This is a genomic window from Kitasatospora sp. NPDC057223 (assembly GCF_042669755.1).
Classification (GTDB): domain Bacteria; phylum Actinomycetota; class Actinomycetes; order Streptomycetales; family Streptomycetaceae; genus Kitasatospora.
The window spans coordinates 76,743-88,912 of record NZ_JBHUWW010000009.1 but is presented as its reverse complement, the minus strand read 5'-3'; the positions used below and the strand labels follow the sequence as shown (position 1 = coordinate 88,912).

At 73.6% G+C, this 12,170-nt stretch carries 14 protein-coding genes; 7 read left to right on the top strand and 7 right to left on the bottom strand.

Translation table 11 applies throughout. The features are described from left to right. Window positions 1-2: 2 nt before the first annotated feature. From ACFUK0_RS06170 to ACFUK0_RS06155, 4 genes are all read right to left on the bottom strand, one after another. Window positions 3-671: a DUF4389 domain-containing protein gene (locus ACFUK0_RS06170; protein WP_380246868.1), complete on the bottom strand. Its 669-nt coding sequence runs from the start codon at window positions 669-671 to the stop codon at window positions 3-5. A gap of 53 nt (window positions 672-724) precedes the next feature. Beyond that, complete coding sequence (locus tag ACFUK0_RS06165; protein ID WP_380246867.1) at window positions 725-1,741, bottom strand: Acg family FMN-binding oxidoreductase; 1,017 nt, start codon at window positions 1,739-1,741, stop codon at window positions 725-727. Between the two features lie 24 nt (window positions 1,742-1,765). Next, window positions 1,766-2,047 carry an SHOCT domain-containing protein gene (locus tag ACFUK0_RS06160; protein WP_380246866.1) on the bottom strand — a complete coding sequence of 94 codons (282 nt, stop codon included), beginning with the start codon at window positions 2,045-2,047 and terminating at the stop codon, window positions 1,766-1,768. Between the two features lie 109 nt (window positions 2,048-2,156). After that, window positions 2,157-2,849, bottom strand: coding sequence for a response regulator (locus ACFUK0_RS06155; protein ID WP_380246865.1), 693 nt, complete (start codon window positions 2,847-2,849; stop codon window positions 2,157-2,159). A gap of 400 nt (window positions 2,850-3,249) precedes the next feature. Between ACFUK0_RS06155 and ACFUK0_RS06150 the strand changes: the two genes are divergently transcribed. Then, window positions 3,250-4,827: a carbohydrate-binding protein gene (locus ACFUK0_RS06150; RefSeq protein WP_380246864.1), complete on the top strand. Its 1,578-nt coding sequence runs from the start codon at window positions 3,250-3,252 to the stop codon at window positions 4,825-4,827. 172 nt (window positions 4,828-4,999) lie between these two features. Here ACFUK0_RS06150 and ACFUK0_RS06145 read toward each other — a convergent pair whose 3' ends face one another. Beyond that, a complete protein-coding gene (locus ACFUK0_RS06145; RefSeq protein ID WP_380246863.1) occupies window positions 5,000-5,839 on the bottom strand; it encodes a siderophore-interacting protein in 840 nt (279 codons plus the stop codon). Between the two features lie 206 nt (window positions 5,840-6,045). On the opposite strand from ACFUK0_RS06145, the gene ACFUK0_RS06140 reads away from it, so the two are divergent. The 5 genes from ACFUK0_RS06140 to ACFUK0_RS06120 all read left to right on the top strand — a co-directional run bounded on the left by ACFUK0_RS06140 (window position 6,046) and on the right by ACFUK0_RS06120 (window position 10,507). After that, window positions 6,046-6,315, top strand: coding sequence for an amphi-Trp domain-containing protein (locus ACFUK0_RS06140; protein WP_380246862.1), 270 nt, complete (start codon window positions 6,046-6,048; stop codon window positions 6,313-6,315). Window positions 6,316-6,515: 200 nt separating this feature from the next. Beyond that, window positions 6,516-6,998: a (2Fe-2S)-binding protein gene (locus ACFUK0_RS06135; RefSeq protein WP_380246861.1), complete on the top strand. Its 483-nt coding sequence runs from the start codon at window positions 6,516-6,518 to the stop codon at window positions 6,996-6,998. Next, window positions 6,995-7,990, top strand: a complete 996-nt coding sequence (locus ACFUK0_RS06130; RefSeq protein WP_380246860.1) for an FAD binding domain-containing protein — start codon at window positions 6,995-6,997, stop codon at window positions 7,988-7,990. The genes ACFUK0_RS06135 and ACFUK0_RS06130 overlap by 4 nt, the downstream gene beginning before the upstream one ends. Beyond that, window positions 7,987-10,056, top strand: a complete 2,070-nt coding sequence (locus tag ACFUK0_RS06125; protein ID WP_380246858.1) for a xanthine dehydrogenase family protein molybdopterin-binding subunit — start codon at window positions 7,987-7,989, stop codon at window positions 10,054-10,056. The genes ACFUK0_RS06130 and ACFUK0_RS06125 overlap by 4 nt, the downstream gene beginning before the upstream one ends. 250 nt (window positions 10,057-10,306) lie before the next feature. Continuing rightward, window positions 10,307-10,507, top strand: coding sequence for a hypothetical protein (locus tag ACFUK0_RS06120; protein WP_380246857.1), 201 nt, complete (start codon window positions 10,307-10,309; stop codon window positions 10,505-10,507). 64 nt (window positions 10,508-10,571) lie between these two features. On the opposite strand, the gene ACFUK0_RS06115 is transcribed toward ACFUK0_RS06120, so the two are convergent. Further along, window positions 10,572-10,742: a hydrophobic protein gene (locus ACFUK0_RS06115; protein WP_380246856.1), complete on the bottom strand. Its 171-nt coding sequence runs from the start codon at window positions 10,740-10,742 to the stop codon at window positions 10,572-10,574. A 157-nt stretch (window positions 10,743-10,899) separates the two neighbouring features. Here ACFUK0_RS06115 and ACFUK0_RS06110 point away from each other — a divergent pair, with 157 nt between their 5' ends. Continuing rightward, window positions 10,900-11,433, top strand: coding sequence for a DUF6328 family protein (locus ACFUK0_RS06110; protein ID WP_380246855.1), 534 nt, complete (start codon window positions 10,900-10,902; stop codon window positions 11,431-11,433). A 379-nt stretch (window positions 11,434-11,812) separates the two neighbouring features. Here ACFUK0_RS06110 and ACFUK0_RS06105 read toward each other — a convergent pair whose 3' ends face one another. Beyond that, window positions 11,813-12,121: a hypothetical protein gene (locus ACFUK0_RS06105; protein WP_380246854.1), complete on the bottom strand. Its 309-nt coding sequence runs from the start codon at window positions 12,119-12,121 to the stop codon at window positions 11,813-11,815. Window positions 12,122-12,170 lie beyond the last annotated feature (49 nt).

The following is a 12,170-nucleotide window of genomic DNA, read 5'->3' as shown; positions in this document are numbered from 1 at the left end:
CGTCACCGAGGCCCTGCCGCGTCGGGGGTGCCGCCGGGCTCGGGACCGCCCTGATCGAGCCGGAACGGCGGGTAGGTGTCGGTCATCAGTGCGGCGTACGCGGCGACCCGCAGCACCCAGCGGTCGAGGCCGACGACGAGATCGTGGATGCCGGGTGGATACCGGCCGGTCACGGCCAGGGCGACGCCGGCGAACAGCACCAGCAGCATCACGAGGCCCCCGCTGACCCAGTCCTCCTTTCCTCCCCCGACGAAGATCGCCACAAGGGCGTACTGCGGCAGCGCCAGCAGCCACCACTTGACCAGCACCAGGCCGCGCGACAACTGCCCGGGGTAGGCGATGTCCAGGCGCGCCGGGTAGTCGGGCTCCTCCGCCAGGCTGAACGGCGGGTACCGGTCGGTGCCCAGTGCCCCGTACGCGTAGTAGGACACCCGCCACGACCAGCGCAGCACGCCCAGGTTGAAGTCGAAGACCGGGCGCGGATAGCGGCCGGTGAAGAGGATCGCGAAGAAGGCGGCCACGCTGAGCAGGAAGAACGCGATCCAGAGGAAGAACAGGACGATCCAGTGCGGGATCGCCAGGATCCACTTCACCAGCCACAGCCAGCGGGACAGTGGCAGGTCGAGCCGTGCGTCCACGCGCACCGGTCGGCCGGTCGCCGAGAAAGCCATACGGATCATCTCCCTGGGATGTTGCCGGGGTCACCCGACCTGGACTGTGCGTATCACCGCGCACCGGGCCCGTGGTCCTCGGCGTCCAGGACGTCCGGCACCGCCAGCCGGGGTGTCGGCGGTCCTTCCGGCCCGTAGCCGAAACGTATGAGCACCTGCACGTGGCCCGGGCCCTGCCGCGGGCTGCGGGCGGTGCTGCGCAGCTCCGGCCATTCCATGGCCTGGTGCAGGATCGATGCCCGCACCTGGTGCACGGTCGCGACCAGCAGCACATGCTCCAGTGCCATCCCGGCGCGGAGCCAGTCCACCGGCGCATCGCCCCGGGTGGTGAGGACGGCGATGCACGGCTCCGCCTCGAACGGCGCCGGCGGCAGGGGCACCGACGGGTGGATGGCGGAGAAGTCCCGCATCGGCATCCGCCCGGCGCTGTCCTGCGGACCGAGCGCGACGGGGGGAATCCCGTACGCGGGGGCACCGGGCCCCTGGATCCAGCTGCGGCTCTCCGTGCTGCGCAGGGGATCGGTGGTGTTGCGGCGCTCGGCCTCCGCGGTCAGCCGCAGCAGCCCCGCTCTCTCCGCGCCGGCCGGGAAGCGCAGCAGCGCCTCCTCCGCCGTCGCGGTCTCGGCGAGCTCGTCGAGCACCGCGGCCGGAACCGGCGGGCCGGTGAACGGGGACCGGACGCTGTGCCGCCGCCAGATCGCGCCGTAGAGCGCGGCGGTGCCGGGGAGCTGGGTGCGGGAGGGCTCGTCGAGCTCGATCGCCGCCATCAGGTCGGGTTCGGTGGAGTCGGGCAGCAGCCGCACCACCGGTGCCCAGCCCATCCGGCGGGCAGCGATGCGAAGGTTCAGGACCGCCGCTCCCACGGAGATGTGCAGGGCACGCCCGTCGGGGTCGGTGACCGGGAGCGCGCGCTCCCGGAGCGCGCGCACCTGGAGCGCGCGCACCTGGAGCGTCGACGTGGCCCGGTCCAGCCGGAAGTGCCAGGGCTGGCTGTTGTGGATGGACGGGGCGGCGACGGCGGCGGAGACCAGTCTCTCCAGCGCCGCGGCGTCGAGGGCCAAAGTGTCCATGGTGTTCTCCCTGGATCTGCGGGCTCAGCCGGCCGCCGGCCCGGCGGGGCCGCCTCTCAAGGTGTCGAGGCGGTGCCGGTACTCGCCGGCGTCGATCTCGCCCCGGGCGAAGCGCTCGGCGAGCAGCTGCTCCGGTGACGGCGGCGGGGTGGCCGGCCGGTCGGGCGGGCGCTGCTGGGGCGGGTGGCCGAGGTAGCGGGTCAGGGCGACGGCGAGGACGACCAGCAGGCCCAGGACCAGTAGCACGCTGATGGCCATCAGGCCGAAACCCCAACCGCCCATGTCATGGTCGTTCCATTGCCTCATCGCGGGCTCCCGGTCGCGGGTGCGAAGTTGTTTCCTCACTCCTCACGGTGCGCCTTGCCACGGGATCCTGGCTTGGGCCGACCGGCTCAATCTGCCGGGCCGGGCGGGCTCAGTGCGGCCCGCCCGGCCGGCCGCCGGGGTCGGCGTGGGCGGCGATCACGGCGGCCTGCAGCCGGCGTTCCACGCCGAGTTTGGCGAGCAGCCGCGACACGTGGTTCTTCACGGTCTTCTCGGCGAGGTAGAGCTCCTGGCCGATCTCCCGGTTGGTCCTCCCCTCGCCCACCAGCGCCAGGATCTCCCGCTCGCGCGGGGTCAGCCGGGCCAGGGCCGCCTCGCTCCCGCTCTCGTCGTGGTGGCGCAGGCTCTCCATCAGTCTGCGGGTGGTGGCCGGATCCAGCATCGACTGCCCGGAGGCCACCGTACGGACCGCACCGACCAGATCGGCGCCCTTGACCTGCTTCAGGACGTATCCGGCGGCACCGGCCATGATCGCGTCCAGCAGGGCGTCGTCATCGTCGAAGGAGGTCAGCATCAGGCACGCCAGCCCCGGCATCCGGTCGCGCAACTCGCGGCAGACCGTCACCCCGTCGCCGTCCGGCAGCCGTACGTCCAGCACCGCGACCTGCGGCCGCAGGGCGGGTACCCGGGCCAGTGCCTCCGCGCAGGTGCCGCCCTCACCGACGACCTCGATGTCCGCCTCGGCCCCCAGCAGGTCCCGCACCCCGCGTCGCACCACCTCGTGATCGTCCAGCAGGAACACGCGCACGGGCTGCCCGGCCTCGCGGGCTTCGGTCACGTCCATCGATCATCTCCTGCGCCGGACAGCACCCTGGTTCGATTCTCCTCTCAGCCACCGCGTTCCGGACAGCACGGCACCCCATCTGGTTCATATTCATGAACTTCAATCAGATACAAGTCTATTGACGTGCCCTCAGCAGGCCCCTAGGGTCCGACGAAAGCACTTTTCCCACCCGGATGTGGCATCCGGCTGTACGAACCGTTCACGTATCCGAACACGTCGCGTTCCCCCCACCCCGAATCGCGACGGCGGCGCCGACCCCGTGCGCCGCTCCCCCCACGCGCCGTGCGGCACTCCCGCACGGGCTGCGGGGACGGATCCGCCATCCCCACCGTGCAGCTCCCCCACCGCTCGTTCCGCCGACCACCCCGGTCGGACGAACCCACCCATCTGGAGAAGATCGATGCAACTCAGGGCAGTCATCGCGTCCGCAGTCCTCGTGGCCGGCGCACTCGTCACGATGTCCGGCACGGCGCAGGCCGCGACCACCACCCGCTACGAGGCCGAGAGCTCCCCGGCCACCTGCGCCGGGACGGTCGACTCCGACTGGGCCGGCTACTCCGGCAGCGGGTTCTGCAACGGCACCAACGCGGTCGGCGGCGTCGTGCAGTTCACCGTGAACGCCCCGGCCGCGGGCACCGCGACGCTGAAGGTCCGCTTCGGCAACGGCACCACCACCGCGCGGCCCGCAACCCTCACCGTGAACGGATCGGCGGCCTCGGCGGTGTCGTTCGAGAGCACCGGCGCCTGGGCGACGTGGGTGACGAAGACGCTCACGGTGCCGGTGAACGCGGGCAGCAACACCGTCCGGTTCACCCCGACCACCGCCGCCGGCCTGCCCAACATCGACTACCTCGACGTCGAGGTGGCGGACACCACCACGCCGCCGCCCACCGGCAGCGCACTGTACGTGGCGCCGGGCGGCAGCGACGGCGCGGCCGGAACGCAGTCCGCCCCGACCACGCTCACCTCGGCGATCAGCCGCGTCACCCCCGGCGGGACGATCTACCTGCGCGGCGGGACGTACTCCTACGCGCAGACGGTCACCATCCCGGACGGCAAGAACGGCACGTCCAGCGCCCGCACCACGCTGTCCGCCTACCCCGGCGAGACCCCGGTGCTCAACTTCGCGGCGCAGGCCGAGGACCCGGCCAACCGCGGACTCGCCCTGAACGGGTCGTACTGGCGCATCAACGGCATCGTCGTCGAGCGCGCCGGCGACAACGGGATCTTCGTCAGCGGCAGCAACAACGTCATCGAGCGCACGGTGACGCGGTTCAACCGCGACTCGGGGCTGCAGATCTCGCGGGTCTCCTCCAGCACCCCCAGCAGCCAGTGGCCGGCCAACAACCTCGTCCTGAGCTCGGAGTCGCACGACAACGCCGACGCCACCGGCGAGAACGCCGACGGCTTCGCCGCGAAGCTCACCGTCGGCACCGGGAACGTCTTCCGCTACACGGTCTCGCACAACAACATCGACGACGGCTGGGACCTCTACACCAAGACCGACACCGGTCCGATCGGCCCGGTCACCATCGAGGACTCCCTCTCCTACAACAACGGCACCCTCAGCAACGGCACCGTGAACGCCAACGGCGACCGCAACGGCTACAAGCTCGGCGGCGAGGACATCCCGGTCAACCACGTCGTCCGGCGCAGCATCGCCTACAACAACGGCCACCACGGGTTCACCTACAACAGCAACCCCGGCACGATGACGGTGTCGAACAACGTCAGCATCGACAACGCCGAACGCAACTTCTCGTTCGACAAGGGCACGTCGGTCTACCGGAACAACACGTCGTGCCGCAGCGGCAGCGGGTCGAACGACAAGACCGTCGGTGACGCGGACAGCTCGAACCAGTTCTGGGCCGGGACGAACGGGTCCCGGTGCTCCTCGTACACCGGCGCCCTGAAGTGGTCGTTCGCTGCGGACGGCCACCTCGTCGTGACCTTCGGCGGCGCCGTGGTGACGCCGTAGCCGCCGCCGACGGCCGGCCCGCCGGCCCCGGGCGCCACCGGGGCTGAGGGGGCCCGGCAGCGCGGACACGAGCAGGAACCGGGCCGGCCCGGACCGCTGGGGGCGGTCCGGGCCGGCGCTCGTCCGACTGCCCCGCAGGGGTGCCCCGGGCTCGTGGCCCGTCCGGTGGCCGTCAGGCGGTGGTGTTCTCCTGCTCCGCCTCGACCTCGGCGTTCCACTCCCGCTTGGAGGCCTGCCAGCCGTCCTCGTTGTGGCCGAGCCGCCAGTAGCCGGAGATCGACAGGTCCTCGCGCGGGATCTGGCGCTCCACCCGCAGCAGCGCGCGCAGCTCCTTGACGAAACCCGCCTCGCCGTGGACGAAGGCGTGCACCCGGCCCGGCGGGAACTCCAGCCCGCGCACGGCCTCGACCAGCAGCTCGCCGACCGGCCGCCCGCCGCGGTGCAGCCACACGACGTCCACGTCGGAGCTGAACTTCTGCTCCTCCTCGGGGCCGGTGACCTCGATGAACGCGCGCACCTCGGCGCCGGACGGCAGCGACTCCAGGGCCGCCGCGATCGCGGGCAGGGCGCTCTCGTCGCCGGCCAGCAGGTGCCAGTCGGCGCCGGTGTCGGGCGCGTAGCCGCCACCGGGGCCGTTGAACCGGACGACGTCACCGGGCCGGGCGCGCACGGCCCACGGGCCGGCGAGGCCTTCGTCGCCGTGGACCACGAAGTCGAGTGCCAGTTCGCGCAGGACGGCGTCCCAGCTGCGCACCGTGTACGTCCGGGTCACCGGCCACTGCGCGCGCGGGAACTCCTCGCGGATCTGCTCCAGGTCGAAGGGCTCCGGGTAGCTCACGCCCTCGGCCGGGAACAGCAGCTTCACGTAGTGGTCGGTCGAGGTGCCCGCCGTGAACGCGGCGAGCCCCTCCCCGCCGAGGACCACCCGCTGCATGTGCGGGGTCAGCCGCTCCGTGCGGACGACGTGCGCGGTGTGCGGCTTGCGGGGCCTGCGTACCGGTTGCTCTGCCATGGGCCCTCCTGGGCTGTCGGTGTCCGGGGTCGTCAACACAGCACGCTAGCCCGTCCGTCCCGGAGCCCGTGCGGCCCCCTCCGGCCCCCGGCCGTGCACGGACCGGACCGCGGGCCCCGGCCGGGAGGATGCCTCCCGCGTCGCACGGCAGCACAATGGGCGATACCCACCATTTTCTACCGGTTCCCACCGGATCGGAGACATCCGTGAAGGACCTCGAATTCGAGCAGAAGCGTACGTTGACCCGCCTTGAGGCCGCCGATCAGCTCGCGGCACTCGCGGCCGCGCTGAGACACGGTGGCCGCGCCGAACTCGAACTCGGCCCCGGCAAGCTGACCCTGCACATCCCCGACGAGCTGCGCAGCGAGGTCGAGGTGGAGGTCGGGGACGGGCAGATCGAGCTGGAGATCGAACTCAAGTGGTCCACGGCCCCGGCCGGGGAAGCCGGGGCCGCTGCCGGGGATGACGCTGACTGAACCCCGGCGGCGGCGGGTCGGCAGCTCGGCCGGCCACCGATCCGGTCCGCCCGGTCGGCACCGCAGGCGCCGTGGACGCCGTGGACGCCGTTAGGGCGAACCGGTGGTCGGCGGCCCGCAGAGGTGTGCGGGCGGGGGCGGGGTGGGACGGGTGCCCCGGGTGGCGGTCCGCGGCCCGAACCGGCGACGAAGGGGCGCGCGTGATCACCACCACCGAGACCGGTGTCACCCTGGAGGTGAACGGCGAACGCCACGACCTCCGGCTCGACAACCGGTGCACCCTGCTGGACGTGCTGCGCGAGGAGCTGGGGCTGACCGGCGCCAAGAAGGGCTGCAACCACGGGCAGTGCGGAGCGTGCACGGTGCTCCTGGACGGCCGGCGCGTGAACAGCTGCCTGGTGCTCGCCGTCACGGCGGACGGCTCGGCGGTGACCACGGTCGAGGGCCTCGCGACCGCCGGCGGCCTGCACCCGGTGCAGCAGGCGTTCCTCGACCACGACGCCTTCCAGTGCGGGTTCTGCACCCCCGGGCAGCTCTGCTCCGCCGTGGGGCTGCTCGCCGAGGCGCGGGCCGACGGCGAGGTCCTGGAGGAGTCCGCGGTACGGGAGCGGATGAGTGGCAACATCTGCCGGTGCGGCGCCTACCCGCACATCGTGCGGGCCATCCTGGAGACGGCCGGATGAGGGAGTTCGCCTACCTGCGGCCCACCGACCCGGCGGAGGCCGTGCAGCTGCTCGCCGGCGCGCCCGAAGCCCGCTACCTGGCCGGCGGCACCAACCTGGTCGACCTGATGAAACTGGGCGTCGAGCGGCCCCGGCTGCTCGTCGACCTGGGCCGGCTGCCGCTCGGCGGCGTCACGCCCACCGAGGACGGCGGCCTGCGGATCGGCGCCCTGGTGCCCAACGCCGACCTGGCGGCCGACCCACGGGTGCGCGCGGCGTACCCGGTGCTGTCGCAGGCGCTGCTCGCCGGCGCGTCCGGGCAGCTTCGCAACCGGGCGACGACCGGCGGCAACCTGTTGCAGCGCACCCGCTGCCTGTACTTCCAGGACACCGCCAAGCCGTGCAACCGGCGCAGCCCCGGCACCGGCTGCCCCGCCCGCGAGGGCGTGCACCGCGACCTCGCGGTGCTGGGTGCCTCCGAGCACTGCGTCACCACCCACCCCTCGGACCTCGCGGTCGCGCTCGCGGCGCTCGACGCCGTCGTGGAGCTGCTCGGCCCCGACGGCGCCCGTACCCTGCCGGTCACCGACCTGTACCGGCTGCCCGGCGACCGGCCGCACGAGGAGCACCGGCTGCTGCCCGGCGAGCTGATCGCCGCCGTCACCCTCCCGCCTCCGGCGCCCGGCGCGCGGTGCGCCTACCGGAAGGTCCGAGACCGTGCCTCGTACGCCTTCGCGCTCGCCTCGGCCGCGGGCGTCCTCGCGGTGCGGGCCGGCCGGGTGGCGCACGTGAGGCTCGCCCTCGGCGGGGTCGCACCGAAGCCGTGGCGCGCCTGGACGGCCGAACAGCGGCTCGTCGGCGGGCCTGCGGACGAGGCGTCGTTCACGGCCGCGCTGGAGGCGGAGCTCGCCGACGCCCGGCCGCTGCGCGACAACGCGTACAAGGTGCCGCTGGCCCGCGGCCTGGCCGTGCGCCTGCTGTGCGACCTCGCCGCGAAGGGAGCGGACCGATGAACGGCCACGAACGTCTGGAGGGCCGGGAGAAGGTCACCGGCACGGCCCGCTACGCCGACGACCGGCGCCCGCCCGGCTGCCTGTACGCCAGCCCGGTGCCCGCCACCGTGGCGCGGGGCTCGGTCACCGCGATCGACACCTCGGCGGCCCTCGCCGGCCGTCACGTGCTGGCGGTGCTCACCCACCTGGACGCCCCGCGCCTCGCGAAGGCCGACGACCCCACGCTGGCGGTCCTGCAGTCGGCCCGCGTCGCGCACCGCGGGCAGTACGTGGCACTGGCCGTCGCCGAGACCCTGGAGGCGGCCGAACAGGCGGCCGCCGAGGTGCGGGTGACGTACGCGGCGGAGCCCCACGACGTCGTGCTGGTCGAGGACCACCCCGGCATCTACGCCCCCGAGCAGGCCAACGGCGGGCACCCGGCCGACCGGGTCCGGGGCGACCTGGACGCCGCCTGGGACGCCGCCGAGGTGCGGATCGACGCGACCTACCGGATCCCGCCGCTGCACAACCACCCCATGGAGCCGCACGCCGCGACCGCCTGGTGGGAGGACGGACGGCTGACCGTGTACGACTCCAGCCAGGGCACCGGGGAGGTGCGGCGGACGCTGGCCGCGCTGTTCGGGCTGGAGACCGGGCAGGTGCTGGCGGTGAGCGAGCACGTCGGCGGCGGTTTCGGCTGCAAGGGCACGCCCCGGCCGCACGTGGTGCTGGCCGCGATGGCGGCCCGGGCGGTGGGCCGGCCGGTGCGGCTCGCCCTGCCGCGCGCACAGCTCGCCGCCGTGGTGGGCCACCGCGCGCCGACCGTGCAGCGGGTACGGCTGGCGGCGCGCCGGGACGGGCGGATCGAGGGGCTGGCCCAGGAGATCCTGACCCGGTCCTCGACGCTCAGGGAGTTCGTGGAACAGGCCGCGGTGCCGGCCCGGGTGATGTACCGCTCCCCCGCGTCGCGGACCACCCACCGGGTGGTGCGCCAGGACGTGCCGACGCCGTCCTGGATGCGGGCCCCGGGCGAGGCTCCGGGCATGTTCGCGCTGGAATCCGCGATGGACGAACTGGCGGTGGCCTGCGGTGTCGACCCGGTGGAGCTGCGGCTGCGCAACGAGCCCGACACCGAACCCGACAGCGGCCGGCCCTTCTCCAGCCGGCACCTGACGGAGTGCCTGCGGGAGGGGGCCCGCCGCTTCGGCTGGGAGCGGCGCGGCCCGACGGGGCACGCCGAGGGCCGGCTGCTGGTCGGTACGGGCGTGGCGGCGTCCACCTACCCCGTCCTGATCGGCCCGGCCGCAGCCGAGGTGCGGGCGGAGGCCGACGGCACCTTCGTGGTGCGGGTCAACGCCACCGACATCGGGACGGGCGCCCGGACGGTGCTCGCGGTCATCGCCGCCGAGGTGCTGGCCGTGCCCGTGGACCGCGTCCGGGCGGAGATCGGGCGCAGCGACCTGCCGCGCGGCGGCGTGGCGGGCGGCTCCAGCGGTACTTCGTCCTGGGGGTGGGCGGTCCACGCGGCGGCGTCCGGGCTGGCGCGGCGCCTCGCGGACGGTGGCCCGGTGCCCGCGGAGGGCCTGTCGGCGAGCGCCGACACCCAGGAGCTCGTCGGGCGGGGCTCGGAGTACGCGCGGCACGCGTTCGGCGCGCAGTTCGCGGAGGTGCAGGTCGACCGGGACACCGGCGAGGTACGGCTGCGGCGGCTGCTCGGCGTGTTCGCGGCCGGGCGGATCCTGAACCCGCGCACGGCCCGGTCGCAGCTGGTCGGCGGCATGGTGATGGGCGCGTCCATGGCGCTGCTGGAGGAGTCCACGATGGACGCCCGGTTCGGCGACCACGCGGAGCGGGACCTCGCCTCGTACCACGTCGCGGTGAACGCCGACGTACCGGACGTGCAGGCGTACTGGATCGAGGAGGAGGACCGGCACGTCAGCCCGATGGGCTCGAAGGGCATCGGCGAGATCGGCATCGTCGGCACGGCCGCGGCGGTCACCAACGCGGTGCACCACGCGACCGGCGTGCGGGTGCGAGACCTGCCGGTCGGCACCCGCTCCCTGCTCGGGCGGCTCGGCGGGCCGTGAGCCCCGGCGGCGCGCTGCCCCGCCGGCGGCGGCCGGGCCGGCTCCCGGGCGGACGGCGACGGACGGCGACGGACGACGACGGCAGTCGGGAGTCGGGGTCGGGAGTGCGCGACGGCGTGAGCCGGGCATGCGAACGATTTCTCGGGGCAGGCGGAGCGGGCCCGGAACGCCAGGAAGAACACCCTTGCCCCGGAGGGCAGATGGCCGACCTCGGAACAACCCTGCGCGACACCGCACGGACGGCAGCCTGATGGGCGGCCCGACAGGGATCCTCATCGCGCTGCTCCTGCCCGTCGGCTGCCTGATCGCCGTACTGGCACTCGGCCGCCTGGAGGACCGCCTGCTGAAACCGCCTGCGCACCGCCGCCACCGCGCCGTCGGAAACCCGGCCGGCAACCCGGCCGGCACGCGGCGCCCGGTGCGGGCCGGTGCCGGCCGCACCCCGGAGTAGCGGACGCGGGGCGCACGCTGTTCGCGTGCGCCCCGCCCCGGGACCGGGATCCGCCGGCCGCGTACTACCAGCGGTACCAGCGGTTGCGGCTGCCCGAGGAGTGCGTACCGCGGGCCACGAAGCCCACCAGCCAGACCACCAGCACGATGATCGCGACCCACCAGAGGATCTTGAGTGCGAAACCCGCACCGAACAGGAGCAGCGCAAGGAGCAGGACCAGAAGAAGGGGAACCATCGAAACCTCCGCAGTGAGTGTCGGAGAAGCGGCTGCCCCGCCCCGGTCTGCATATTCGTAGGAATCTTCCCGGCCCGGCGGGGCAGGCGCCCCGCCGGCGGACCAGTCACCGGGCACCCGCCGGTGAGTCCCGCCCCCGCACCCCGAAAGGCCAGAGATGAACGGCAGTTCCCGCCCGGCCGACCCGCCGGACAACGCCGGCGGCCCGGGACGGGACGAAACCGTTCAGGAACGGGCGGACCGGCTGTGGAACGAGACCCTGCAGGAGGTCCGCGTCACCCAGACCGGCGCACAGATCCTCTTCGGTTTCCTCCTCAGCGTCGCCTTCACCCCCCGTTTCGCCACGCTGCAGAGCTTCGACAAGACCCTCTACACGGTCACCGTCGTCCTGGGTGCCTGCGCCACCGGCGCCCTCATCGCACCGGTGGCCTTCCGCCGCTATCTCGCCGGCCACAACCTCAAACCGCAGCTCAACCGCACCGCCGCCACACTGATCAGCACCGGCCTCGCGCTCCTCGCACTGACCATCGGCGCCGCGCTCCTGCTGCTCCTGCGCACGGCGACCGGCAACCCCACCCTCGCCTGGATTCTCAGCGGATCCGTACTGGCCTGGTTCGCCACCACCTGGGTCCTGCTGCCCCAACTGCTCCTGCACCGCGCCGAGCACAAGCACGTCGACTCCGACCGCTGACCCCGGCACTCACCCCGACCGATCCCGGCCACCGACCCCGGCCACCGATCCCGGCCTGCGGACGGGCGAACCCGCAGGATGCGGCTCCCGTCGCGAAATGGGGGTAGAGGGGGTTCATGCCCCGACGAAGCGATCGCTCCTGCCCCCTCCAGCGCCTGATCATGCAGGCGCACGCGTGGAGCAGCCCCGCTGCACCACCGACGGCTGCACCACCTGCGGGCGCTCCGCCGACGGCCGACCGTCCGAAGTCACCGTCGCCGCCTGCCGAACGACTGGCCGCGTGGTGGGCAGCCCGGGTCTTGGCGGAGAGGAGGAGCTCGCGCGGATAGGGGCGGTGCCACCGTCCTGGTGGCCGAGCGGCAGTGGCACCCGCCCCTCGTCAGGGGATGTCGCCGATCCAGCGCAGCACCTCGGGCCGGCCGCGGACGGGGTCGTACAGGGATCGTCCGCCGGGATACCGGCACCCCGCGCACGACAGGGCCAGACCCTGCGCGCGCTCGTCAGCGGTCAGCAGCGAGGCCTCCACGAAAGCGCCGTCCAGCGGGCCCCCGACCAGCTCCACCACTGCGAGCCCGTCCCCGTGCCGCGCGGCACGGCCGGGGCCGGGGCCGGGGGCCCACAGCCAGCCCTCCAGGTCCGGCCAGGACGGCTCCACGGGCTCCCCGTTCCCGCCAGTCGATCCGGCCACGCCGGTCCTCCTTCGGACGCTCCCCTCCGGCGCGCGCCGGCCGATCGAC